This window comes from Methylotenera sp. G11 (genome assembly GCF_000799735.1).
Classification (GTDB): domain Bacteria; phylum Pseudomonadota; class Gammaproteobacteria; order Burkholderiales; family Methylophilaceae; genus Methylotenera.
Map to the genome: position 1 here is coordinate 2,285,013 of NZ_JUHH01000001.1, position 24,966 is coordinate 2,309,978.

The 24,966-nt window shown below is 49.5% G+C and carries 25 protein-coding genes and 2 tRNA genes; 6 read left to right on the forward strand and 21 right to left on the reverse strand.

Going from position 1 to position 24,966, the window contains the following annotated elements; genetic code table 11:
- Positions 1 to 2 precede the first annotated feature (2 nt).
- Together GQ51_RS10660 and GQ51_RS10665 are read right to left on the reverse strand one after the other, a co-directional pair.
- Positions 3 to 728: a 4'-phosphopantetheinyl transferase family protein gene (locus GQ51_RS10660; RefSeq protein WP_052177809.1), complete on the reverse strand. Its 726-nt coding sequence runs from the start codon at positions 726 to 728 to the stop codon at positions 3 to 5.
- Entirely contained in the window at positions 725 to 3,289 is a 2,565-nt protein-coding gene (locus GQ51_RS10665) for an amino acid adenylation domain-containing protein (protein WP_052177810.1), read from the reverse strand. The genes GQ51_RS10660 and GQ51_RS10665 overlap by 4 nt, the downstream gene beginning before the upstream one ends.
- A gap of 257 nt (positions 3,290 to 3,546) precedes the next feature.
- Here GQ51_RS10665 and GQ51_RS10670 point away from each other — a divergent pair, with 257 nt between their 5' ends.
- The 3 genes from GQ51_RS10670 (at position 3,547) to GQ51_RS12495 (ending at position 4,551) form a co-directional block, all read left to right on the forward strand.
- The gene (locus GQ51_RS10670) at positions 3,547 to 3,975 is read left to right on the forward strand and encodes a DUF2141 domain-containing protein (RefSeq protein ID WP_052177811.1); all 429 of its coding nucleotides are present in this window, start codon (positions 3,547 to 3,549) and stop codon (positions 3,973 to 3,975) included.
- A 190-nt stretch (positions 3,976 to 4,165) separates the two neighbouring features.
- The gene (pqqA, locus tag GQ51_RS12360) at positions 4,166 to 4,237 is read left to right on the forward strand and encodes a pyrroloquinoline quinone precursor peptide PqqA (protein ID WP_081624291.1); all 72 of its coding nucleotides are present in this window, start codon (positions 4,166 to 4,168) and stop codon (positions 4,235 to 4,237) included.
- Positions 4,238 to 4,401: 164 nt separating this feature from the next.
- Positions 4,402 to 4,551: a hypothetical protein gene (locus GQ51_RS12495; RefSeq protein WP_200884419.1), complete on the forward strand. Its 150-nt coding sequence runs from the start codon at positions 4,402 to 4,404 to the stop codon at positions 4,549 to 4,551.
- 263 nt (positions 4,552 to 4,814) lie between these two features.
- Here the strand turns inward: GQ51_RS12495 and GQ51_RS10675 are convergent, their stop codons facing one another.
- From GQ51_RS10675 to recA, 8 genes are all read right to left on the reverse strand, one after another.
- Positions 4,815 to 5,600, reverse strand: a complete 786-nt coding sequence (locus GQ51_RS10675) for a hypothetical protein (RefSeq protein ID WP_047552766.1) — start codon at positions 5,598 to 5,600, stop codon at positions 4,815 to 4,817.
- Between the two features lie 472 nt (positions 5,601 to 6,072).
- Positions 6,073 to 6,900, reverse strand: a complete 828-nt coding sequence (locus GQ51_RS10680; protein WP_081987141.1) for a nuclease-related domain-containing protein — start codon at positions 6,898 to 6,900, stop codon at positions 6,073 to 6,075.
- A gap of 585 nt (positions 6,901 to 7,485) precedes the next feature.
- Positions 7,486 to 7,562 (reverse strand) — tRNA-Arg (locus tag GQ51_RS10685).
- A gap of 62 nt (positions 7,563 to 7,624) precedes the next feature.
- A tRNA-Ser gene (locus tag GQ51_RS10690) sits at positions 7,625 to 7,718 on the reverse strand.
- Between the two features lie 191 nt (positions 7,719 to 7,909).
- Positions 7,910 to 9,136: an aspartate kinase gene (locus GQ51_RS10695; protein ID WP_047552769.1), complete on the reverse strand. Its 1,227-nt coding sequence runs from the start codon at positions 9,134 to 9,136 to the stop codon at positions 7,910 to 7,912.
- A 93-nt stretch (positions 9,137 to 9,229) separates the two neighbouring features.
- Positions 9,230 to 11,866: an alanine--tRNA ligase gene (gene alaS, locus GQ51_RS10700; RefSeq protein ID WP_047552773.1), complete on the reverse strand. Its 2,637-nt coding sequence runs from the start codon at positions 11,864 to 11,866 to the stop codon at positions 9,230 to 9,232.
- 24 nt (positions 11,867 to 11,890) lie between these two features.
- Complete coding sequence (recX, locus tag GQ51_RS10705; RefSeq protein WP_047552775.1) at positions 11,891 to 12,352, reverse strand: recombination regulator RecX; 462 nt, start codon at positions 12,350 to 12,352, stop codon at positions 11,891 to 11,893.
- Positions 12,353 to 12,362: 10 nt separating this feature from the next.
- On the reverse strand, positions 12,363 to 13,391 hold the full coding sequence (gene recA / locus GQ51_RS10710) for a recombinase RecA (protein WP_047552777.1): 1,029 nt from the start codon (positions 13,389 to 13,391) through the stop codon (positions 12,363 to 12,365).
- Between the two features lie 208 nt (positions 13,392 to 13,599).
- Between recA and GQ51_RS10715 the strand changes: the two genes are divergently transcribed.
- Positions 13,600 to 13,923, forward strand: a complete 324-nt coding sequence (locus GQ51_RS10715; protein WP_047552779.1) for a hypothetical protein — start codon at positions 13,600 to 13,602, stop codon at positions 13,921 to 13,923.
- Between the two features lie 2 nt (positions 13,924 to 13,925).
- Here the strand turns inward: GQ51_RS10715 and GQ51_RS10720 are convergent, their stop codons facing one another.
- From GQ51_RS10720 to mog, 4 genes are read right to left on the reverse strand one after another with little or no spacing between them, the layout of a single operon-like run.
- Positions 13,926 to 14,432, reverse strand: a complete 507-nt coding sequence (locus GQ51_RS10720; RefSeq protein WP_047552782.1) for a CinA family protein — start codon at positions 14,430 to 14,432, stop codon at positions 13,926 to 13,928.
- Entirely contained in the window at positions 14,411 to 14,914 is a 504-nt protein-coding gene (locus GQ51_RS10725) for a phosphatidylglycerophosphatase A family protein (protein WP_047552785.1), read from the reverse strand. Before GQ51_RS10725 ends, GQ51_RS10720 begins: the two co-directional genes overlap by 22 nt.
- Positions 14,898 to 15,851: a thiamine-phosphate kinase gene (thiL, locus tag GQ51_RS10730; protein WP_047552788.1), complete on the reverse strand. Its 954-nt coding sequence runs from the start codon at positions 15,849 to 15,851 to the stop codon at positions 14,898 to 14,900. Before thiL ends, GQ51_RS10725 begins: the two co-directional genes overlap by 17 nt.
- Before the next feature lie 9 nt (positions 15,852 to 15,860).
- The gene (mog, locus tag GQ51_RS10735; RefSeq protein ID WP_047552791.1) at positions 15,861 to 16,460 is read right to left on the reverse strand and encodes a molybdopterin adenylyltransferase; all 600 of its coding nucleotides are present in this window, start codon (positions 16,458 to 16,460) and stop codon (positions 15,861 to 15,863) included.
- A gap of 64 nt (positions 16,461 to 16,524) precedes the next feature.
- Between mog and GQ51_RS10740 the strand changes: the two genes are divergently transcribed.
- Positions 16,525 to 17,349, forward strand: coding sequence for a PDZ domain-containing protein (locus tag GQ51_RS10740; protein WP_052177812.1), 825 nt, complete (start codon positions 16,525 to 16,527; stop codon positions 17,347 to 17,349).
- 80 nt (positions 17,350 to 17,429) lie between these two features.
- Here GQ51_RS10740 and GQ51_RS10745 read toward each other — a convergent pair whose 3' ends face one another.
- The 3 genes from GQ51_RS10745 to yjgA are packed head-to-tail and all read right to left on the reverse strand — an operon-like array spanning position 17,430 to position 19,699.
- Positions 17,430 to 17,663 carry a sulfurtransferase TusA family protein gene (locus GQ51_RS10745; RefSeq protein WP_047552797.1) on the reverse strand — a complete coding sequence of 78 codons (234 nt, stop codon included), beginning with the start codon at positions 17,661 to 17,663 and terminating at the stop codon, positions 17,430 to 17,432.
- A 17-nt stretch (positions 17,664 to 17,680) separates the two neighbouring features.
- Positions 17,681 to 19,099 (reverse strand): sodium:proton antiporter NhaD, encoded by a 1,419-nt coding sequence (gene nhaD / locus GQ51_RS10750; RefSeq protein ID WP_047552800.1) that lies wholly within the window; start codon positions 19,097 to 19,099, stop codon positions 17,681 to 17,683.
- A gap of 12 nt (positions 19,100 to 19,111) precedes the next feature.
- On the reverse strand, positions 19,112 to 19,699 hold the full coding sequence (gene yjgA, locus GQ51_RS10755) for a ribosome biogenesis factor YjgA (protein ID WP_047552803.1): 588 nt from the start codon (positions 19,697 to 19,699) through the stop codon (positions 19,112 to 19,114).
- A 270-nt stretch (positions 19,700 to 19,969) separates the two neighbouring features.
- On the opposite strand from yjgA, the gene pmbA reads away from it, so the two are divergent.
- Complete coding sequence (pmbA, locus tag GQ51_RS10760; protein WP_047552806.1) at positions 19,970 to 21,310, forward strand: metalloprotease PmbA; 1,341 nt, start codon at positions 19,970 to 19,972, stop codon at positions 21,308 to 21,310.
- 100 nt (positions 21,311 to 21,410) lie between these two features.
- On the opposite strand, the gene GQ51_RS10765 is transcribed toward pmbA, so the two are convergent.
- The 4 genes from GQ51_RS10765 to rlmH form a co-directional block, all read right to left on the reverse strand.
- Complete coding sequence (locus GQ51_RS10765) at positions 21,411 to 22,166, reverse strand: MlaA family lipoprotein (protein ID WP_047552809.1); 756 nt, start codon at positions 22,164 to 22,166, stop codon at positions 21,411 to 21,413.
- Between the two features lie 266 nt (positions 22,167 to 22,432).
- Positions 22,433 to 23,878 (reverse strand): cryptochrome/photolyase family protein, encoded by a 1,446-nt coding sequence (locus GQ51_RS10770; RefSeq protein WP_047552812.1) that lies wholly within the window; start codon positions 23,876 to 23,878, stop codon positions 22,433 to 22,435.
- Between the two features lie 133 nt (positions 23,879 to 24,011).
- Positions 24,012 to 24,278, reverse strand: a complete 267-nt coding sequence (locus GQ51_RS10775; protein WP_047552815.1) for a hypothetical protein — start codon at positions 24,276 to 24,278, stop codon at positions 24,012 to 24,014.
- Between the two features lie 201 nt (positions 24,279 to 24,479).
- The gene (rlmH, locus tag GQ51_RS10780) at positions 24,480 to 24,947 is read right to left on the reverse strand and encodes a 23S rRNA (pseudouridine(1915)-N(3))-methyltransferase RlmH (RefSeq protein ID WP_047552818.1); all 468 of its coding nucleotides are present in this window, start codon (positions 24,945 to 24,947) and stop codon (positions 24,480 to 24,482) included.
- Positions 24,948 to 24,966 lie beyond the last annotated feature (19 nt).

Here is a 24,966-nt window from a genome sequence, read left to right on the forward strand (position 1 = left end):
GGTCAGGCTTCATGCAAAATATCCGGTTCGATTTCAATAGGGTGCCAATCCCTTCCGGCTGCGGCAAGCGCAGCGCAGTAACCGCCTGGTGCTTCAATCTGCATCAGGCGCCATTCAGCAGTTGCTAGCCGGTTGTGCTCATCACTGCGTAAAGCGTCTGTATCCCCGGCCGCCTGCGATACGCAGAACTGATGTGCAGGCCGTGTAAACCCAGTTCCCAAAGCCTTGATATAGGCTTCTTTGCGCACCCAGGTTTGAGTAAACGCCAGTTGCTGTTCATGGACAGGCCGCGATAGCAGGCCGGATATTTCTGCGGGTGAAAACACCAGGCGCGCAACCGATTCTGCATCCGCGACCTGTGCGATGGCCTGTATGTCGATGCCTACCGCCCTGTGCATCGCAACGGCCACCTTGGCCATGCGATGGCTATAAGATAGATTGAAGTGAAGGCCGGAGTTTTTGCCAAGATGCGGTTTTCCGGCCTGGCCATATTCAAAACCCAGTGCCGCAGCATCGCCGCCCATATACAAAGCCAGAATCCTGCGCAAGGAAGCCCGTGCAATGATAAAGCGTTGTTTTACTTCCGGAATGCGGATGCGCTCAGCGCGGCTGGTTTCTTCAGCGGATAGCAAAGAGGCGTGATGTGCGATTCCGGCCTTGTCGGTTTCAAGTTGAATGGTCCAGACATGTACCTGGTTTTGATCCAGTGCGGGCAGTGATGTCGTCATTTTGACCGGGCATTGTTGATGCATGCCTGCAGCGCCTCGGCTACATGCTTTACTGCCGGTAATCTCACCAGGCCACTATGGCTGGTTGGGAAAGAATGTGTCGTTACCGAGCCTTTGAACCATCTCTGCCAGCCCAGCAGCTTGTGTACAGTGTGTTTTGTAGATTCTTCAGCGATAAAAAAATCAATATACTGTGTGGATTTGCGGGGCTGATACGCCATGTGCGCATATTTATGCGCTTTATGCACATCCTGGATTTTAAACAGGCAGTTAAGCTTGAATGTCGTCAGGAAAGCTGAACGCAGCAGGTTGCGCATGCTGTGCGTTTTTCCGCGTAGCAGGCGTTTCAGGGCGTTAAGCCAGCGATGGCTCTGGTATATCCACGGGCAATAAGTATCCAGCAGAACCAGGGCAGCGACATGATCGCCTGATTGATTCAGTTGCTGTGCCATTTCGTAGGCAACCACGCCGCCACTGGAGTAACCTGTGATCAAATATGGCCCTTCGGGTTGTATCTGGCGCATGGCCTGGATGCAGTTGGCTGCAATGTGTTTAATGCTGCAATCGGGGGTGTGGCTGCCAAAAACACCGCGCGCCTGCAGGCCGTACACTGCCTGGTCTGGAGCCAGGTGGCGTGCCAGCAGGTAATAGTCGAGCAGGTGCCCGCCTTTGGTATGCACAGCAAACAGCGGTTGGCGGGAACCTTCCTTAATCAGTACCAGCTCCGGGTTGGCGCCAAACCGGTACTGGTCGCGCAATGCGCTGGCGATAGAGGCTATGGTGCCGCCGTGAAACCATAGAAAATCCAGGGGTAGCTTCTTCTGAAATACTTTTTCAATCTGATCTATCATCTGTGCGGCGAGCAGCGAATGTCCGCCAAGGTCGAAAAAATTGTCATGGATGCTGGTTGGCGCAACCTTAAGCAGGCTTTCCCAGATGGCAGCCAGATGGCGCTCGTAGGTATCAAAAGATTCCTGCCGCCCGGCAGTGGCTGTCTGTAACGGCAGAGGTCGCGGTAGTGCCATACGGTCTATTTTGCCGCTGGCAGTTAATGGCAGTTCAGGCAGCAATGTAAAATGACGGGGCAGCATGTATTCAGGCAATGATTGTTTGAGTGCCAATCTTATATCGCCAGGCTTGAGGCTGGGGTTGCGTGTCACCATGTATGCCGCCAGAAATTTATCATCGGCTGCATCTTCACATGCAATGACAGCGGCATGCTGAATATCCGGCAGTGCCAGGAGTACAGCCTCTATCTCTCCCAGTTCAATCCTGAATCCCCTGATTTTTACCTGGCTATCTGAGCGGCCTAATACCTGCAAATAGCCATCAGGCAGCCAGCGCCCTCTGTCTCCGCTTTTGAATAAACGCTGTTCGGGTGTCTGTGCAAACGGGTGTGGCACGAACTTTTGAGCAGTCAGGCCGGGGGCATTGAAGTATCCTCTTGCCATCAGCCCGCCAAGGTAGACCTCGCCCTCTCTGCCGATTGGTACGGGCTGCATGGCCTCATCCAGTACGTAGACCTCCATCATGGCGGCGGGGCGTCCTGTGGCATGAATCCCATGTTGAGTATCCCGGCTTAATTTCATGGTGGCGGCGCCGGGAACCTCGGTGCAGCCATAGATAATATGCAGTTCGGCATTCAGGTGTGAAAGAAAATCCTGTTTCAGTTGCAGCGGGATATCCTCACCTGAGCAGGTCACCGATTTAAGGGAATGGCAGAGTGCTATATTGTCTGAATCCAGCAGGGCGCGCAGTGCGGTTGGCGTTGAGACTAAATGGGTAATGCGGTGCCGATTGATATAGCTGGCTAGTTCCCGGAAATTTTTTTCCAGTCCGCGCGGTGCAATGAACAGCTGTTGCCCGCTGACCAGCGGGCGCAGCATCTCTGCCCTGGTAAAGGTCGTGCCGGAGTCGGTTTTAAGCATATGCCGCTCAGTGCCGCTATCAGCTACATGCTGCTCGCAGTAAGCACCATACGGAAACATGACGGCTTTCGGCTTGCCGGATGAGCCTGATGTGAAAAAGATGCAGGCCAGGTTCTGCGAGCTGACCTCGGCTGCCGGCAAACTGATCTCCTGATGTTCTTCAGCGTGTTCAGACGCATCCATCATGATCAGGAGTGTGTGCGCATCTTCCAGTTTTTCGTGATCAAGTCTTGCATGATATTGGTGTGTTGTAAGAATCACGCGCGGACTGATCTCCGCAAGCATCGCTTCCAGCCGCCTGGCCGGGGCGGATGGCTCAATGAAGGCACATGCCCCGCCGGCTTTATGGATGGCGATAGTGCCGATCACCAGCTCCGGGCAGCGTTCCATATATAAAGCAACAACAGTTTCAGGCCCCACGTCCATAGCGCTGAGCATTTTGCCGAAGTGATTTGCGCGTGCGTTCAGTTGAGCATAGGTAAGCTGACCGCCATCATGGGAAACGGCAATCGCGTCGGGTGTTTTCCTGACGTGAGCTTCAAACCGGCGGTGCGGCAGATTGGGTATTAGCGGCAGTACCGGGCCGCGGCCGAACTCAATGGTCATATGATTGTTATGTATGTCATCAGACATTTGTTATATGGTAAAAACTGTGTAATGTTCAGTATGAAAACATCCGGCTTTCATACTTCGATCCGGTTCGGGCTAAAGTCGTGCAGCCAGCCATGGCACAGTGATCAGAGCATTATAGTTGCTAGGCGCGGAATACCCAATATTCCATGGCTGATGAATGATTGTGAATCAGGCTGGTTCAGGGTTAAATATTCATATTGCACATTCTGCCAAAAGCGTTAAATTAGTGTTTTAAATAAAAGTATCGGGTCATTCAGATGAAAACATACAAGTTATTGCTGGCAGTGTGCATGGCTTTCTTTTCACTCGCCGCTACCGCACAGGATGCATTCAGGCTTTCCGTCAATTTAGAGCAGGTTAAGAATAACAAAGGCAATATTTTTGTTGAGCTGTATTCAGACCCCGCAACATTCCGCAAAAGCGCCAAAGCATTTAAAATCATTAAAACGCAGGCGGTAGAAGGCGCGTCGAACGTCACTTTTGAAAACCTTGCTGCCGGCACTTATGCCGTGCTGACTTACCATGATGAAGATGGCAACAATGAAATGAACAAGCGTTTCGGCATGATTCCAACCGAGGGGTATGGTTTATCGAACAATCCTAAAGTCATGGGGCCGCCATCATTCAAGGATAGCCAGTTTGAAGTCAGGCAAGATACTGAAATCAGTATTCATTTTAATTATTGAGATTTTCGTATCAAAAAGTCTGTGGAGCGACAGGTTGCAGACCGCTATCCAGACGGCATGGCACTTTCATGGTTTTGCTGACTTAGCATTCATGAACAGCAATAGGGTAGTTAATTACGTCTGGCGCATAATTCAATCACACAGACACGGCATACCGCCAGTTTGAAAAACAAAACCAAGGAGAATGATGATGTGGACTAAACCAGCAGCGACTGAAATGCGTTTTGGCTTTGAAGTCACAATGTACGTAATGAACAAATAATAAAGTTCATATTGCAATATATTGCATATAAGGGAGCTGCGGCTCCCTTTGTCATTTGCATGACATGAAATTTGCCTATAGTCACAAACTGTCAGCAGCAATCATTGAAGTTACCACTTCATTTGTAACAAACGAGAGATCAAAAATTTCTTAAGGAGAATTAAATGAGCACATACCAGAATTATGATGATAATCAGCGTAATACCACGCTATTTGGGTCAAACAAATTCATCCGTATATTATTTACGGCAGTATTCGTGGCAGCAGTCTTTATCGTGCCGCCCCTCGCAACAGCACAGTTTTTCCTGACTTAGACTTGATGCCGCTTGGGTGAAACTGATCCTGGGCGAGTTTAAAAGTGAGTGCCTGCCGCACAGCCTGAAAGTGAAGTCATTAAGAGGCTGGTTTTTGAGGTGTAAAAGACAAAAGGCTTACAGTCGTTAAACTGTAAGCCTTTGTTTTGTATGGTGCGCCTAAAATGATGGATTTGGGCACTGGGTGGAATGTCTGATGATAGCTTGACTATTAAATTCAGGGGCGCATTGCCGATAGGTGGAGCGACCCCAACAACGATTGCTTAGCCTGCAACTGTGCGAACTTTCGCAAGCATGTCTTTGATTGATGAAACTAAAATTAAGTGCTCAGCGTCGACCCTATCCAATGTCTTGACGATGGTACTTACATCCTCAGCATCGGGGATTAAGGTGGTGTAGTTAGCTTTAAGCATTGATCCTAGATCACCCTGTATTCGGTCAAGAGCATCAGCAATATCGTAACGGTTCTCGGTGATGAGTGATATATCAAGCATTTGTCTAGAAGTGCGGAGGGCGTTTGAATAGACTTTCTTTTCACGCCACTTGGTGTGCTCAATCTCACGTATTTCAAGTTCTAGATTTGCTAGACCACGAGATAAGGTTCTTTCATTAGCTAAAATCTTCTTTTTTAGAGGCTCAGTCGCGGCTTGGGACTGCATAATAATCTGATCGGTTAGTGTTTTCTTTGAGTCGTCCACATGATCCTCAACCAATCGGCGGAGATTTCGCAATTCGTCTTCAACTGCTGAGTGCAGTTCCTGTCGAAGTGCTGTCTTGTCTCGTTCATAGATTCTGAAGTTCGCAAACCAGCTGAACCCTACTAGTAAGGCTGCGATTGTCGCTAGCGTTCCCAGTGACCAATAGACGGTGGATAATAACTTATCTTGATAGGACTCGACTATCTGCAATTGGGCCTTTAGTTGCTTTACCTCGTCTTGTGCAGCGATTAAGTTTTGCTGAAGATGTTGACTCATTTCGGGTGCCGCACGGGCATACCAAGAGAACGTCACTCCAAATATGAACAATGCTAGGTAAATATGTTTCTTCATGTTGTCTTTCGATGGATTGTTATTAGTGGGGCTAAAAAGAAGTGGGTTAACGTAAAGTAGACTTTTATTCGACTGTGGCGTGACTCATCACTCCGTTCATGTAACACGGGGAGGGCTATAAATACATTAACGATAAATAATACTAGCATGATTGTTAGAATGAAGGCATGGCAGCGTTAGCGACGCACATCATTCACGCAAATAATAGGGGGCAGACCACAATTTATGAATAACTAATTTCACGGAGGTGTCATCCGCTTGCTTATAGCAGAAGGAATCAAGAAAGTTATTGCGATGGTAGCTAGCAGTGCTGGGTGAGGTGTGACTGTGCGATGTTATAAAACAAAAGGCTTACAGTCGTTAAACTGTAAGCCTTTGTTTTATATGGTGCGCCCAAGATAATGAAGATGGGCACTGGGTTGATATCATTAATATTGGCTGAATGATTTAATGCTTAGCATGTAAGTACAAGCTAGTTATCTTGCGAAGGTCTTCTAAACGGCACGACGTTATGTGTATTTTGGATTTCTGCAGAATTACTTGTTTGCATTTTTAATCTGCATTTGGGGAATTGTGAGCATCCCCAAAATTGTTTACCTGCATTTTCACCAGCTTTTGTAGTTCTTAATACCATCTTACTGCCACATTTTGGGCAGAGCCTAGGTGAAGCGGTGTTGAATCTTGCTTGCAAATTGTTTACATGCTCGCGATGCGTATTAAATGAAGGTGACAGTCGCTCAGTCTGAATAATTCTTAAAATGTTTTGAACCTCAGTCAGTGAAAGTATTGGTACTTTCTTTGATTTGATATAGCTAATAAAGGTGGCAGCAGTTCTTACATTCGGGGGCGGTCTTGTTTTGAAAGTGCTACCACCTACAAAAATAATAACGGAGTGAAATTTATCTGAAGAAATACTCAATGAGCTTTCTAGAGCTTTAAGGTGTTTGTAATTTTGGTGTAATGGATTTTGGAATTTGTAGGTTTTTTTGTATAGCTTTTGAGTCCACATGCTTTGCTTTTCATCCCCGAATATCCAACCTGAATAGTTCTTGGTTTCAACTACAAAAACACCATATTCCGACACGAATATATGATCAATTTGGGTGGTGCCATCTGGAGTAGCTAAGGTGACATTATGCACAGCATGGTATGTGGACTTATCAAGGAAATACTTTGCAGAGTTTCGTATGTAAATTTCTCCGGCAAATCCCTTAAATGAAGGTGATTTTAGAATGGCTGAGATAATCATTAACGGAATAACCCACCAAATATGCTCTAACAATTGAGAGGTTAGGTCCATAATTTCCCCTTTTCTTATAACACTCTAGCAGCCTAGATTGCTTTATTCGATATTAATCAAGGTTCTTATATTTTGAAATGAATTTCGGTTTTTGTCATTCTAGAAAAGTTTAGTGCCCATTTCTATTCCATACGTTGATAAATAAAAGGGCTGATTTCATTATAGAATCAGCCCTTTTATTATGTGGAGCAGTCAATAATAGGGGACAGACCACAATTTATGAATCACTAATTTACATTGGTGTTATCCACTTGCTTATAGCAGAAGTAAAATAATAATAGGGGACAGACCACAATTTATGAATAACTAATTTACATTGGTGTTATCCGCTTGCTTATAGCAGAAGGAATCAAGAAAATTATTGCGATGGAAATAATAGGGGACAGACCACAATTTAAAATAATAGGGGACAGACCACAATTTATGAATAACTAATTTACATTGGTGTTATCCGCTTGCTTATAGCAGAAGGAATCAAGAAAATTATTGCGATGGTAGCTAGCTGTGCAGGGTGAGGTGTAGTTGATCGATGTTTGAAAAAACAAAAGGCTCACAGTCGTTAAACTGTAAGCCTTTTGTTTTGTTTGGTGCGCCCGAAGAGATTCGAACTCCTGACCCCTTGGTTCGTAGCCAAGTACTCTATCCAGCTGAGCTACGGGCGCGAAAGCGTGCATTATACTTGAAGCTGGTTTTTTTTCCAGCAATATTTCACACTTTTTTAAACTGGCGGAGAGCGAGGGATTCGAACCCTCGATACAGATTTAAGCCCGTATGCTTCCTTAGCAGGGAAGTGCCTTCGACCACTCGGCCAGCTCTCCGTTTTTAGCGATACTTATCAGTTTACTGATTTAGTAACGCTTATCAGTTTTCCTGATTCACAATACTTGCCAGTTAGCTGGCTTTGTAGTGTCGATCAGTTTCCTGATTACTTCTTTTCGCTTATTGCGAGGGCGTGATACTACTTGAAACCCTTTTAAAAATCAACGATAACTTGCTGCATTTGCAGAAATTATTCGGCGTCCAGCTCAAAAGCTTTGTGCAGTACGCGCACTGCAAGTTCCAGGTATTTTTCATCAATCACTACTGCGATTTTGATCTCTGAAGTTGAGATCATCTGGATATTGATACCTTCTTCAGCCAGGATGCGGAACATTTTGCTGGCGATGCCTACGTGCGAACGCATGCCCACGCCTACGATGGAAACCTTGGCGATTTTGTCGTCGCCTTTGATCTCACGTGCGCCGATATGTGCCTGCACCTTGTCACGCAGGATGCTGAGCGCTTTGTTCATTTCATTTTTGTTCACGGTGAACGTGAAATCAGTGGTGCCGTCGGCGCCTGTGTTTTGGATAATCATATCCACATCAACATTGGCTTCGGCAATTGGGCCTAAGATTTGATAGGCAATGCCTGGTTTGTCAGGTACGCCTAATACAGTGATTTTGGCTTCGTCGCGATTAAATGCGATGCCTGAAATAACGGGTTGTTCCATATCTTTTTCTTCCTCAAATGTAATCAGTGTGCCTTCGCCTTCGTCGTCAAAGCTGGAGAGCACGCGTAATTTAACTTTGTATTTGCCGGCAAATTCTACTGAGCGAATCTGCAGTACTTTGCTGCCTTGTGAGGCCAGCTCAAGCATTTCTTCAAATGTGATTTTGTCCAGGCGGCGTGCTTCAGGCACTACGCGTGGGTCGGTGGTGTATACGCCGTCAACGTCGGTGTAGATCTGGCATTCGTCAGCTTTCAGTGCTGCAGCAAGCGCTACACCGGTAGTGTCTGAGCCGCCGCGGCCCAGTGTTGTGATATTGCCGTTGCCATCAACGCCCTGGAAGCCGGCAACTACCACCACATAGCCATTGTCGAGGTCGTTTTTAATGTTGCCTTCGTCTATGCTCAGGATACGTGCTTTGGTGAAGGCGTCGTCTGTCAGGATTTTGACTTGTGAGCCGGTGTAGCTTTTGGCTTTGATGCCAAGCTCCATGAGTGCCAACGAGGTCATGCCGATCGTGACTTGCTCGCCGGTAGAAAGTATGACGTCTAATTCGCGCGGATCCGGATCCGGCATGATTTCCTTCGCCAATGAAATCAAGCGATTCGTTTCGCCGGACATGGCGGAAACTACCACAACGACTTTGTGCCCCATTGCTTTGTAGCGCGCAACCCGGCGCGCCAGGTTGCGGATGCGATCTGGATTGGCGACTGAGGTGCCGCCGTATTTTTGTACTATAAGTGCCATATATATAAAACCTAATAATTAAACAGCAGATGAACGCCGATGCACGCAGATAACCCCAATTCAACATCGGCGTTTATCGGCGTTTATCGGCGGTTAATTTATTTTTTCTTTAATCCAACTCTCTACACTTGCTAATGCTTTTGGCAAGCTGCTGGCATCGGTGCCGCCGGCCATTGCCATATCCGGTTTGCCGCCGCCTTTGCCGCCAACCTGGCCTGCTACAAAGTTCACTAACTCACCTGCCTTGATTTTGCTGATTAAATCAGGGGTTACACCTGCAGCCAGGCTTACTTTGCCATCATTTACACTGGCCAGCACAATTGCCGCAGACTTAAGCTTGTCTTTTAACTTATCCATGGTTTCGCGCAGGGCGTTGGCATCCGCGCCATCCAGCGTGGCCGCCAGGGTTTTAACGCCGGAAATTTCCACAGCCTGTGTTGCCAGGTCATCCCCTTGGGAGGAAGCCAGTTTAGATTTCAAACGCGCCAGTTCTTTTTCCAGTGATTTTGCATATTCAGCCAATTGGCCTACTTTGGCAGCCACTTCGCCTGCGGGTGCTTTGAGTTCGCTGGCCAACTGTGCAATCAGACTCTGCTGGGCATTGATAAGTTTCAGCGCGCCCTCGCCGGTAGTGGCTTCAACGCGGCGCACGCCTGCCGCCACTCCGCTTTCAGAGGTGATCTTGAACAGGCCGATGTCACCGGTGCGGCTGACATGCGTACCGCCGCAGAGTTCGCGCGAGGTGCCAATGTCCAGCACACGCACTTCATCGCCGTATTTTTCGCCAAACAGCATCATGGCGCCGGTTTTCTGTGCGGATTCAATATCCATGACGCGTGCCTGGCAGGCTGCGTTTGCCAGAATCTCCGCATTGACAATCCGCTCAACTTTGGCGATTTCGTCATCGGTCATCGGCGCGTTATGCACAAAGTCAAAACGCGTTTTGTCGGTATCGACCAGTGAGCCTTTCTGCTGCACATGTTCACCCAGCACTTCACGCAGCGCCTTGTGCATGAGGTGGGTGGCAGAGTGGTTGCGCATGGTGTTGGTGCGTGCTTGCACGTTAACACGGGCAGTGATGTGGTCGCCCACGCTCAGGGTGCCGGTTTTCAGCACGCCGTGGTGGCCAAATACGGTCGCCTGGATTTTTTGTGTATCCTCTACCGCAAAAATGCCGTTAGCGCCGCGCACTTCGCCGCTGTCACCAATCTGGCCGCCGGATTCAGCATAGAATGGCGTGTTGTTGAGCACCACAACACCTTGCTCACCTTCGTTTAATCTGGTGACGGCTGCGCCATCTTTATACAGCGCTGTGACCTGGCCTGCGGTTTCCAGTTTTTCGTAGCCGTAGAAAGTGGTGGCAATGCCATCGTATTCAAGGTTGGCAGCCATCTTGAACTTGCCGGCAGAGCGTGCCTGTTCTTTCTGGCGCGCCATCGCGGCATCAAAAGCGGCGGTGTCCACTTTTACTTCGCGTTCGCGGCAGATGTCAGCAGTCAGGTCTAGTGGAAATCCATAGGTATCGTGCAGTTTGAAAGCGGTCTCGCCATTGAATATTTCTTTGGTATTGGCAAGTTCTGTTTCCAGAATCGTCATGCCGTTTTCAATGGTTTCAAAGAAGCGGTCTTCTTCCAGTTTCAGAATGTCTGTAATGCGCGCCTGATTGCTTACCAGTTCAGGGTAAGCGCTGCCCATGGCAGCCACCAGGTCTGGCACGATCCTGTTAAAGAATGCGCTGCGTACGCCAAGCTTGTAGCCATGACGGATCGCGCGACGGATAATGCGGCGCAGTACATAGCCGCGGCCTTCATTGCCTGGAATCACGCCATCGGCAATTAAAAAGCTGCAGGCACGGATGTGGTCTGCCAGCACTTTGAGTGAAGGGCTGTTCAAATCAGTGGCTTTAGTTTCACGTGCGGCGGCTGCGATCAGCTTTTGGAACAGGTCGATTTCATAGTTGGCATGCACATGCTGCAATACCGCAGAAATACGCTCCAAGCCCATGCCGGTATCGACTGAGGGTTTTGGCAGCGGGTGCATCACCCCGGCTTCATCGCGGTTGAACTGCATGAACACGTTGTTCCAGATCTCGATGTAGCGGTCGCCGTCTTCATCCGGACTGCCAGGAGGCCCGCCAAAGTGGTGTGCGCCGTGATCATAGAAAATCTCGGTACATGGACCGCATGGGCCGGTGTCGCCCATCATCCAGAAGTTATCGGATGCGTAACGTGCGCCTTTGTTGTCGCCGATGCGGATAATGCGCTCGGCCGGCACGCCGATGTCATTAAGCCAGATGTTGTAGGCTTCGTCATCTTCAGCGTAAACCGTTACAGTCAGCTTGTCTTTCGGCAGTTTGAAAACTTCAGTCAGCAGTTCCCATGCGTAGCTGATGGCGTCTTTTTTGAAGTAATCGCCAAAGCTGAAGTTGCCCAGCATTTCAAAGAAGGTATGGTGGCGTGCGGTGTAGCCTACGTTTTCAAGGTCATTGTGCTTGCCGCCGGCGCGTACACATTTCTGGCTTGAGGTTGCACGCGTATATGGACGTTTGTCAAAACCCAGGAATACGTCTTTGAACTGGTTCATCCCGGCATTGGTGAACAGCAGGGTAGGGTCACCATGCGGTACCAGTGAACTGGATGAAACGATTTCATGGCCTTTAGAGGCGAAAAAATCCAGGAAGGCCTGGCGGATTTCGTTACTGCTTGGGTTGTTGCTTAATTTAATTGTCATAAAATTTGATTCTAAATAGCCTGTTTAATCGTTTTCTTCAGCTTCTGCAGCGTTTAGTACTTTTTTAATCATGTCAAACCCAAAGCCGCGGCTTTGCAGGAATCTGGCTTGTTTGGCCCATTCTTCACGGCTTTTTGGGCCATGTTTGAATTTTTTACGCCAAATTTCGGTTGCGTTGTTAAGCTCGTTATCTTTGACCTGTCCGATTGCATCGGCAATCAGGTGGTCTGCCACGCCTTTTTCACGCAGCTCGTGCGCAATTTTTGCGCTACCGAATTTTGTCTGCCGCGCATGTACGATCTGTTCGGTAAAACGCGCGTCTGAAAGCCAGCCACGCGCTTTAAAGTCTTCCAGCAAAGCCGGGATATCATCGCCCTCATCGGCATAGGTCTTGAGCTTTTGCCCGAGTTCCGCATATGAATATTCACGCTTGCCCAGATATTCCAGGGCGCGCTGCCGCAGGTTTTTTTCCAGCGGGGTTCTCAATTGCGGTTACTCAATCATCCTCGCCGCGCGGTGCTGCCATGACTTCATTGAGCTTTTTGGCATTGGCGCGGATTTTGTCTTCCAGGTCTTGAGCGATTTCCGGGTGCTCGCGCAGGAACTCTTTCGCATTTTCTTTACCCTGGCCGATTTTCTCGCCGTTGTAGCTATACCACGCGCCGGCTTTTTCGATCAATTTGATATTTGAGCCCAGTTCGATGATTTCGCCAAAACGTGAAATGCCTTCGCCATACATGATGTCGAATTCTGCTTGTTTGAACGGAGGTGCAACTTTGTTTTTGATGACTTTTACGCGGGTCTCGGAACCGGTGACCTCATCACCTTTCTTGATGGCACCGGTACGGCGGATGTCCAGCCGTACAGAAGCGTAGAATTTCAGCGCGTTACCGCCGGTGGTCGTTTCCGGATTGCCGAACATGACACCGATTTTCATGCGGATCTGGTTGATGAAAATGACTAAAGTGTTCGTACGTTTGATATTGCCGGTCAATTTACGTAACGCCTGGCTCATCAGGCGCGCTTGCAGACCCATGTGTGAATCGCCCATTTCGCCTTCAATTTCGGCGCGCGGTGTCAGCGCTGCCACCGAGTCCACGACCACGATGTCTACGGAGCCGGAGCGCACCAGCATGTCAGCGATTTCAAGCGCCTGTTCACCTGTATCTGGTTGGGAGATCAGCAACTCCGGCACGTTGACGCCAAGTTTTGCTGCATATTGCGGATCAAGCGCATGCTCAGCATCGATAAAGGCTGCGGTACCCCCTATTTTCTGCATTTCAGCAATCACTGAAAGCGTCAGTGTAGTTTTACCTGATGATTCAGGACCGTAGATTTCAACAATGCGGCCGCGCGGCAGGCCGCCGATACCTAAAGCGATATCGAGACCGAGCGAGCCGGTCGATACGGCTTGAATATCTTCGCCAATGTCACTATCACCCATGCGCATGATGGAGCCTTTGCCGAACTGTTTTTCAATTTGCGAAAGAGCTGCGGAGAGTGCTTTAGCTTTGTTGTCATCCATGGGTTTTTACCTTTATTTTGAAGTGCTTAAATTAACTGTCAATTATTCCATAATTTGCGTTTTAAGGTAAGCGGTGCGAGCCGTTATCCGGGTGTATTTATGGGGGATTTTTCTAAAGCTACGGCAAGTTTTGCTAATCCGGTCAACTTAATTGTTTTACGCACGTTTCTGTAAGCACGCAACAGTGAATTTAAGATGGAGATTGATAATGAAAATACTGCGTTCTTTAATGATTGCCCTGGCTTTGGGTGCTGCCGCATCTGGCGCACAGGCACATGATTCGTTTAACATCGGGATCAGCCTGGGCGGCTATGGTTATCCCGGTGCGCCAGTGGTGGCTTACAATGCCGTGCCGCAGGTTGTTTACTATGATACTCCCAGGGTTTATTACCCCGCGCCGCATGCCTATCACCGTGCCCCGGCGATGATCTATCGTGATAACCATTATGGCGCACCCCGCCATCATTTTTCAGGCCGTCATCATGGCGGCTATGGTCACCCTGGACACGGTCATCGCGGCCACCACAGATAAGCTCAAGCTGGCGTATTTAATCTTTCTATCAGGCCTGCCATCATGAAGATGGCGGCTTGCTGACGGATTACGTTACGGTCACCATGAAAATGGTGCGTGGACGTGGTGACGGGGAGATGAATGTCTGCCCATGCAAAACACACGGTTCCGACTGGTTTTTCGGCTGAGCCGCCGTCAGGTCCGGCAATGCCGGTAATGCTGCCGGCAATGTGTGCGATGCTGTTTCTTAATGCGCCTGCTGCCATGGCGGCAGCAGTCTGCTCGCTCACAGCGCCGAATTTTTCTATGGTTTGCGTAGGGACGCCAAGCATATCTGTTTTGGCGGCATTGCTGTAAGTCACAAAGCCGCGGTCAAACCATGCCGAACTGCCGGCAACACCGGTAATGGCTTCTGCAACCAGTCCGCCGGTGCATGATTCAGCCATGGTCAGCATCAGGCCGCGGGACTTGAGTGCAAGTCCCAGCTGCGCCGCAGCTTCCGAAAGAGTCAGGTCTGTAAGCTTAACCATAGTAAAACTTTCAAGCTCATGATTGCATAAATCGCAGCAAGCAGATCATCCAGCATCACGCCCAGCCCGCCTTTCACCATGGCGTCGCACTGATGTATTGGTGCAGGCTTCCAGATGTCGAACAGGCGAAACAGTAAAAAAGCCGCCAGCCACCATTGCCATTGATAAGGCGTGACAGTGAGCACTAACATTATGGCAACGATTTCATCCCAGACAATACTGCCGTGGTCTGATACGCCTAACGCCTTGCCGGTCTTTTCGCAGAAGTAAATGCCAGCCAGAAAGAGTATGGCAATGATGACAAGCTGCACGTAAAAATCCAGGCCTGCAATCAGCCAGAAGGCCGGCAATCCGACTAGCGTGCCAAACGTGCCCGGGGCTTTCGCTGCCAGGCCGGAGCCAAACCCTAAAGCACAGAAGTGTGCCGGGTGCGATAGCAGTAATTTTAAATCTGGTTGCGTCTGCTTAGCCAAAATGGTCAAAGCCTTTTTTGGATATATCCAGCATGTTCTGTTTGTAGCTTACTCTGATGCCCGGATTTTCTGTGGTTTGGCCAATCAGACTGATCGGCAGGTTTAATTGACGGCCTAGCTGTTCAATCGCATTGCGCTGTGATTGCGGAGCGGTGAAAGCAAGCTCGTAGTCATCGCCCCCTGCAAGAATGCATTGCTGAATGATGGATTCGTCCAGATGTGAGCGCAAATGATCATGGCAGCCTATGCTCTCCAGTGTCACCACTGCGCCTAGGTTGGAGGCTTCGAGTATATGTCCAAGGTCTGCGAGCAGGCCATCGGAGACATCAATGCAGCTCGTGGCTTTATTGCGTAAGGCTAATCCTAGTGCGGTTCGCGGTGAAGGTTTATGCAGCGCGAGCAGGCAGTGTTCGGCAACTTCGCCATTCAGCACGGTTTTGCCTTGCAAGTGTGCAAGACCCAGTGCAGCGCTGCCTAATCTGCCGGATACCCAGATGTCATCGCCAGGTTTTGCGCCATCGCGCCGTAGTGCCTGACCGATAGTGACTTCCCCCATGATCTGCACGCTGATATTGAGCGGGCCGCGTGTCGTATCGCCGCCAATTAAATCCACTTTGAATGTATCGGCGCAGGCAAAAAGACCGCGCGAGAATTCTGCAAGCCAGGGTTCATTGATTTCCGGCAGCGCGATTGCGAGTGTTGCCCACCTGGGCAGCGCGCCCATCGCGGCCATGTCGGAGATATTGACGGCCAGTGATTTCCAGCCGATATCATAAGGGGCGGCATCGTGGAAAAAGTGAGTGCCCGCTACCAGCATGTCTACTGAGATGGCGAGCTGATGGCCTTCGCTCACACGCAGCAGTGCGGCGTCATCACCTACGCCTAAATCGGCGCCCGGTGTGGCGCGGGTAAAGTATTTGGCGATTAGATTAAATTCCGGGGACATGACGTATGTTTAGTTTTTACCGGCTGATTTTGGCCTGAATGCCTTCACAATGGCCTCATTTGTTTCCATGAACGGCATGGGTTTGCCGGGGGTTGCCAGCAAATCCAGGCAATAAGGCACCGCAGCAAAAATGCCGTGCACTAGTGTTTTGCCTGTTTCGTCTTTGAGGCCTTCCAGTGTCTGGGCAATGGCTTTGGGCTGGCCGGGCAGGTTAATAATCAGGCATTGTTTGCGCACTACAGCCACCTGCCGCGACAGAATCGCGGTAGGCACAAAATTCAGGCTGATCTGGCGCATCTGTTCGCCAAATCCCGGCATTTCCCTATCGGCCACTGCAAGCGTGGCTTCAGGCGTGACATCGCGCAGGGCCGGGCCGGTGCCGCCGGTGGTGAGAATCAGGTGGCAGTCCTGAAAATCCACCAGATCAATCAGGGTGGATTCAATTTCATTCTGTTCATCTGCAATCAGGCGGGTTTCCAGTGAAAACGGGCTGATAAGTGCATTTGTCAGCCACTCTTTAAGGCTAGGGATGCCTTTGTCTTCATAAACGCCGCTGCTCGCACGGTCGCTGATTGAAATTAATCCAATTTTAATGAATTGTTTTGTCATTGGTCTGTCATTAGTACTGAGTCAAGGTTAAATCATACCATTACCAACCATAAAGGATTCCCTCATGCGTAATCATAGGCATCATTCTGCTAAGGCGTTGGCTGTTTCACCGGCCGAAACCAATAAAAACCGGCTCGGAAAAATGATAGTGGCAGGTTTTCTAGGGGTAAGCCTGATCTTGTTCGTTTTAATCAATGCGGCGCATGCCGCGCAAGATAATCCTTACGCAACCAATTATAAGGAACAGAACACCTACAACCTGAAATCACTGAGCTCCAGCCCGGATACCAGGTTGTTTGTAAGTAACCATAAAGACGATGACAACATCACGATGCTGGAGGATGGGTATGACATGATAGGTTCTTCAGGATTCAGTGCCGCCGAGGCTGCTCCGGAGCTGGCCTTGCAGCATGCCAAATCCATCAAGGCGGATACTGTATTGATTTATAAAAAATACGAGTCGGCAAAAACGCCCGGCTCAAAATTGCAACTGGTGAAAGAGGCTGCCAAAAAGGGCGAGGATATTGATGCTGAAGCTTTAGCGGATGAACCGGCACAGTATTATTTTTATGCAAGTTACTGGGCAAAATTACCAATGCCGCTGCTGGGCGTACACATCATCAAACTTAAAATGAATGCAAACGAAGACGGTGCTGAAGCCCAGGCTTTGCCCGGATTGAAGGTGATTGCAGTGATCAAGGATTCGCCGGCGGCAAAAGCCGGTATTGCCAGAGGTGATACCATCATGAAAATCGGCGACATGACGTTGGTGAGTGCTGATGACCTTTTTGCAGCAGTGAAAAGATATGCCGGGCAGACTGTGGCTGTCGAGCTTGAGCATAAAGGTGCGCCTGCCAGGCTGACGGTTGCGGTTAACTCACGGAATTAGCTGCAGGCATATCAAGCGCAGCCAGGATTGATCAGTCGGTACTATGTGTTTGGCTCTGGTCAAGCCTGGCGTGATGCGGCTTATTGTTTCTGGATGAAGAACACAAAACCTTCATCATTGATGGCATGTTCGATTAAATGAAAAGGGTTGTTCGCCACTAAGGTGCGGATATTCTTAACGGTGCTCTCTTTGCTGGTAATGATTTTTAGTATTGTTCCTGGAGCGAGCCCATCCAATACTTCTTTAGCGCGAATGGTCGGCACCGGGCTGTCTTCGTCGCGCACATCAAGCAATACATCATAGTCCTTGTTCATACTTTACCCCTTTCTGATTAAAACATATGCCGGTTAACCAGCATATGTACAGCAATACTCGCTGCGTATCCCAAGGCAACTACCGGTGTCCATTTCAGGTGACCAAAGAAGGTGTAACTGCCTCGAGCCTGTCCCATCAGCGCTACGCCGGCGGCCGAGCCGATTGATAATAGCGAGCCGCCAACGCCTGCTGTCAGCGTGACCAGCATCCATTGCCCGGTCGACATGTCCGGCATCATGGAAAGTACCGCAAACATGACAGGGATATTATCGATTACCGCAGAGATGATCCCGATTGCAATGTTGGCATTGGTTGCACCCCATCCGCCATAGATGGCCTGTGATAACACTGTCAGGTATCCTAAAAAGCCTAAGCCGCCTACGCAGATGATTACCCCGTAAAAGAAAAACAATGTATCCCACTCGGCACGGGCGATTTTGCTGTAAATGTCATAAGGCACCGGGTTGCTGAAATCTGCACCAGCAGCTTGCGGCAGGTATGATTTTTCACCGCCGACTTTCAACCGGAACGCATATAACTGCAGCAGGCCCAGGCCGGTGAGCATGCCCAGTACCGGAGGCAATTCGAGCAGGCTATGCGCCAGCACCGCCATCGCGATGGTGATGAAAAACAAGGCGATGATGACCAGTGCGCCACGCCTTAATGGCAGCTGGATGCTATTGCCTTTGGGTTTTTCATCAGGAACGGCCAGGCTCATAATGGCAGCAGGTACTAACCAGTTGGCCAGTGCGGGTAAGAACAGGCTGAAAAACGTCCAGAAAGTTACCGGGCCATTGGGGGCGATGATATTCTTCTGCCAGACCATCAGTGTCGTAATATCGCCAAACGGGCTGAACGTACCGCCGGCGTTGGCTGCAACGACTAAATTGATACATGAAAGCAGCACGAATTTCTTGTTGCTGCCGCCAACAGCCATGACTACCGCGCCCATCAGCAAGGCGGTTGTCATGTTGTCGGCAACCGGGGAAATGAAGAATGCCAGCAGGCCGGTGACCCAGAACAGGGCGCGGTAACTGAGCCCTTTGCGTATCAGCCAGGTGCGCAATGCTTCAAATACTTGCCGTTCTTCCATGGCGATGATGTACGTCATTGCCACAATCAGGAACAGCAGCAGTTCCGCGTATTCTTCGAGATTATGCTTGAATGCATTTTCCACCTCATGCGGGATACCCTGGGATTGATAGTGCCAGGCAATCAATACCCAGATAATGCCTGCCGCCAGCATGACGGGTTTGGATTTACGCAGATGGATGAATTCTTCCGCCATGACGAACAGGTAAGCCGCGGCAAACACTACCAGTGCAGTGATGCCAACCCAGTGGCCGGTAAGATTTACACGCGCGCTGTGTTCGGATGCGCTGGCCAGGCTGGGGATGAGTAAGCTTGCTGACAGCAAGCTGAAGGTTTTTTTCATGCGGGGATCCGCCTATTCGTCAGTGTCTATCGCTTCTGAAGCTTCATCAGGCACATCATTGTTCTCTGGACTGGTGATTTCCCTGAGCAGCTTGAAAATTTCTCGGCTGCTTTTGGGCGGCTTGTTAGCGGCTAGCTCTTTCTGAGCATTACGTATCAATGTACGCAATTGCTGGCTGTCCGTGGCCGGGTGTAAGGCCATGAACTCTGATAGCGCATTGGCGTCATTGATTAAACGGTCGCGCCAGCGTTCCAGTCCATGAAAGTAGGCATTCTCTGCGGTGTGTTTGCCATCCCAGCGTGCCAGCTGTTCAGCGATAGGCGCGGTGTCGATTTCGCGCATCAGCTTGCCCAGATACTGGCGGTGTCGCCTGATCGCACCATTGGCGGTGATTTTTTTCGTATCCAGAATTGCCGTGACGACATCTTCAGGCAGATTCAGTTTGAGCAGTTTATCTTTGGGCAGCTCTGATAAGCGCACGCCAAGCGCCTGCTGTGCGTCCGCTTCAGCTTTTAATTTGGTTTTACTTGGCGGTAAATCGGCTTCTGAAATAGGCTCATTGCTTAATTCAGTGCCTTTAGTTGTCTTTTTAGGTTTCATACTGCGGTATTATAACAGTCTTGCCCTTTAGGGCACTTCTATAAATACATTTTTGGGCGCATTGCTACGTTGCGCGGTACTCGCAACCTCGCTGTATACCGCATACTATCTCGGCTCCTGCGTTCCGTGCGCCTTTGGCGTATGAATAATGCGCTTCAGCGCATATATTCTACGGATATGCCCTTTACGGGTAGCACTGCATCCCAAACTGTGCATTTATAAAAGTACCCTTTCAGTTTTTAGCGTACATTTTTATTAGAAGAAAGCGTTATGTCAGATTCAGGTTTCAGTTATTCATTCGATGAAATTAAGCAAATGTCCGAGGACGTGCTTAGCGTTGCAAAACGCCTCGGCGCGAGTTCAGCTGAGGCTGAATTGAGTTTGAGCATAGGCCAGAGTGTTTCCGTGCGCATGGGCGAGGTTGAGAATATTGAATACAACCGCGACAAAGGCATGTCTGTCACTGTGTATTTCGGTAAGCAGAAAGGACATGCCAGCACTTCAGACCTCAGTATGCAGGCGCTGGCGGATACGGTTGCCGCCGCATGCAATATCGCTAAGTACACGGCGCAGGATGATTTCTGCGGGCTGGCTGATGCCGAACTGATGGCGGATGTGATTCCAGACCTGGATCTGAATCACCCGTGGGATATTTCCGTAGATGCGGCAATTGAAATTGCCAAGACCTGTGAAGCGGCAGCTTTGCAGGTGGATGCCCGTATCACGAACTCAGAAGGCGCCAGCGTTTCAAGCGGCACAGGATTTTTTTCTTATAGTAACAGCCACGGTTTCACCGGCGGCTATCCAAGCTCACGTCACGGCATCAGCTGCTCGGTGATTGCCGAATCGGACAGCAGCATGCAGCGCGATTACTGGTACAGCACGGCACGTGCGTCGGAAGACCTGATGCCGGCAGCCGATATAGGCAGGATTGCCGGCGAGCGTACGGTACGCAGGCTCGATGCACAAAAGATCAGAACTTGTCAGGTGCCGGTATTGTTTGAGGCACCGCTCGCCAGTGGCCTGATTTCAACCTTGATCAGCGCCATATCAGGGGGCAATCTATACCGCAAGTCATCGTTTTTGCTGGATAGCCTGGGTAAGCAGATTGCGTCTCCACTGCTCAATATTTATGAAGACCCGTTCATCAGGAAAGGGTTGGCAAGCAGTCCGTTTGATAATGAGGGTGTGTCCACAAGGGCGCGCCAGTTGGTTGAGAATGGCGTGCTGCAGGGTTATGTCCTTTCCAGTTATTCCGCGCGTAAACTCGGCATGCAGACTACCGGTAATGCCGGCGGTAATCATAACCTGATTGTACAGCCCGGCGAGCATGACTTTGCCGGCTTGCTGCAGCAAATGGGCACCGGATTGGTGGTAACTGAGTTATTGGGTCACGGCATGAATATGGTGACTGGCGATTATTCACGCGGAGCCGCTGGGTTCTGGGTTGAAAATGGCGTGATCGTGCATCCGGTAGAGGAAATCACCATCGCCGGCAATATGGCTGAAATGTTGAAAATGATCGTGGGGATCGGTACCGATATTCAGGTTCAGGGATCGAAACAGGTTGGTTCTATCCTGATCGAACGCATGACGGTTGCTTCAGATTAAGCCCGTCTCCAATAAGTTGAACTAGAAATCAATTGAACTGGACCCAAACGACAAGGCCCCGAAATTCCGGGGCCTTGTCGTTTAATGTACCTGGATACTATTATTTGTTTTCAGGTTTGTTCTCAGTGTCTACTTCTTCAAACTCATCCTTGATCGGCTCTTTTGTCTCTGCGCCGTCTTCAACCGCATTGGCGCGGTGCTGCAGGTAGGCATCACGCATGAATGCATAAGGGTCGAGTGATGCCTCGTCAACCAGGTCGGTAGCGTCGAGCAGTTCCGTGCGTTTATCAATGAACTGGGCAAGGCGCAACTGGTTGTGCAGGCGTACTTCACCGATATTGTGTGTGTAGTGGATCGGGTCTGTAGTCGCGGTATCAAAAATCAGGCCTGTCGTGTCACGTACAGTGGATGGACCCAGGAATGGCAGCACAATGTATGCGCCATTGCCTACACCCCAGTACCCCAGCGTTTGCCCGAAGTCTTCTTTATTTACCGGTACATTGTCCATGCCTGCTACGTCGATAAAGCCGGCAATACCAAAAGTGCTGTTGATGACAAAGCGGCCTGTTTCGCTGAATGCATCAGCCAGCTTGAATTGCAGCAGGTTGTTCAGGACGCTGGTAATCGTGCGCAGGTTGTTAAAGAAGTTGTTGATGCCGGTGCGCACGGGTGTCGGTGCGATGGCTTTGTAGCCTTTGGCTACGGGTTTAAACACAGCCTTGTCGGCAACGTCGTTGAACTTGTAGATGCCGCGGTTCATGCCTTCCAGCGGGTCTTTGTTCGCCTGCGATGCGCAGCCGGTGAGTAACAGGCCGAAGAGGCATGCTGTAAATAATTTAATTAGTTTTGTCTGCATTTTGTATAAATTTCTTATTGGTGATTCTTGGTTTTATTTAGAAATCGATAATTCTTGAAAATCTGTACCATCCCAGTGTTCAATTATTCATGAGCGGGGCATTTCTGTCCATTAATATAATTTGTGACTAAATGTAAAACAAACGGAATGTTGTATAAATGCAACACTTCCTCGGTGGTCGCAGCCAGTCACGGGTTTTACGGATTTAATAAAATTACATAGTCAATGATATTCAATTGCTTAGTGCATTTTCAGCTCGGCTGCTGTTATTTGTTTTTATATAGACTTAATGCCAGGTCGCGCTGGATGCTGTGCTCTGCGATCGGCTGCGGGTAATCGCGCCCGATGATGACATTGATTGAGGATTGCCGTTCAGCAGCCATCAGCCAGGGGGCATGGATTTCCTTGTCATTGCATTTGTTCAGTTCGGTGACATATTTCCGGATAAAGCGCCCGTTTGCGTCAAAGCGTTCGCTTTGCGTCGTCGGGTTGAAAATCCTGAACCAGGGCTGGGCGTCACAGCCTGTAGAGGCTGCCCACTGCCAGCCGCCATTGTTTGCGCTGAAATCAAAGTCGATCAGTTTTTCTGCAAAGTAGCGTTCCCCCCAGCGCCAGTCTACCAGCAGGTCTTTAACCAGGAAGCTGGCCACCACCATGCGCAGGCGGTTGTGCATGAAGCCGGTGTTGTTAAGCTGTCGCATTGCCGCGTCAACGAGCGGGTAGCCGGTTTTTCCGTCGCACCAGGCTTTGAAATAATCAGGGTTGTTGGGGAATGGCAAGGATTCAAATTCTGCTTTAAATGCTTTGCCTTCAGCAATGTGCGGATGGTGATGCAGTATCTGGAAATAGAAATCACGCCAGATCAGTTCTGACAGCCATGTCTCGGCGCCGGAGTTGCCTGTCTGCATTGCGACGCGTGCCAGGTGCCGGATGGATGCGGTGCCGAAACGCAGATGGACTGACAGGTAGGAAACCCCTTTGATGCCGGGAAAGTCACGCGCTTCTTTATAGCGCTGCATACGGTTTTCAAAATCCGTGAATAACAGGGCAGCGCCGCTCATTCCGGTAGGCAGGCGTAGTGCCGATAGATTGGTACGTTCGAAGCCAAGTGACTCAAGGCTCATCAGCTTGCCGAAATCCTGGCTGCCATCCGCTTTTGCCAGGCGTTTTGCATAGCGATCAACCGGGTAGGCGCTCAGGTAAAAATCATTGATGTTTTTAAGCCACATATTTTTATAGGGGGTAAATACGCTATAAGGCTTGCCTGTGATGCTTAAAACCTCATCTTTCTCAAAGATCACCTGATCTTTAAAATGATGGAATGCGATGCCATTGTGTTTAAGCTGGTCTGTAACATGCAGGTCGCGTGCAATGGCTTGCGGTTCATAGTCATGGTTGGTGAATACCGCTTCAACCTGTAATTGTTTGGCCAGTTGGTGGATTTCATTTTTTGCCACGCCGTGCAGCACGATCAGTTCGCCGCCTTTTGCCTGCAATGCGGATTTAAGTTCCTTCACGCTTTCCCAGATGAATTCAACCCGGCGGTCGTGCCTATTGGTGAGCTTATCCAGAATGTCCGTATCAAAAATGAATGTGCAGTAGACCTGGCTGGAATGTTTGAGTGCGTGATAAAGCGCTGCATGATCGTAATCACGCAGGTCGCGGCGAAACCAGACTAGGGATTTTGTATATTGAGGCGTTGTAATTTGCATAGGCTGTGAGACTTCGCAGTTGAGCCTCACAGTTTAGCAAATAGTTTAGAAAAATTCGGCCTGTAGTTTTTTATCCTGCGATTCTCTGTATCCGGTGATCTTATTGTCCTGCGTTCTCCCGGGTTTGCCAGCCTTAGCCCCTGGCGCCAAACACATACTTCTCTTTGGATGTTTCGTGCAGGGTTTCTTTTTCAATTTCCGGCAGTTTGAGCATGCCCAGGACATTTTGTAGATCCAGGGATAATAAAATCAGCTCCTCATCACCGATCTCGTCAATCTGCTGAAAAATATCGCTAGCGTAATGGCTGTCGCGTATCATTTTTGCGGAATTGACAGAGCCTATAAATTTTCTGGCAGCTACCGAAAACTTTGATAAAAGAATTAAACATTGATTATCCATAGAAACTAGCTCCCCCGTCGTTTTTAGAATCAAGTCTGCGAATTCAGGTTTGCAGACTTAAGCTTGCCAAAAAAGTGCAATTTCCTGCAGTTAAGTATAGATGTGGTGCATATCACAGCCATACCCGGCGCTGAATTTACCTTTTACATAAGGATTAGCATTTACTATGCCAGTTTGCTGGCGGCGGGATGAGTTACGTGTTTATTCACGATGGTAGGGATGGTTCTGGATGACGCTATGTGCGCGGTAAAGCTGTTCGGTGAGTAGCACGCGTACAAAGGCGTGGGGCAGGGTGAGCTTGGAAAGGCCCCATAGCCAGTCTGCCTGCTGCTTCAGGCTACTATGGATGCCATCGGCGCCGCCAATGACAATGCTGACGTCGCGCCCAAGCGTTTGCCAGGTTTTCATTTTGTCTGCGAGCTGCAGCGTGGTGACTTCCTGGCCGCGTTCATCGCAGGCGATCAGGTAATCGCGGCCGGCCGCTTCGAGGATTCTTTTGGCTTCAATGAGCTGGATGTTTTCGGTGCTGTTGCCCGCGGCACGTTTCTCGGGCTTGATGTCAATGATTTCAACGGATAATTCGCGGGGCATGCGTTTGGTGAAATCAGCGCAGGCGGTTTCAACCCAGCCTGGCATCTTGTGACCAACGCTAATGATTCTTAACTTCAACTTGGAATGGCCTGCGGTG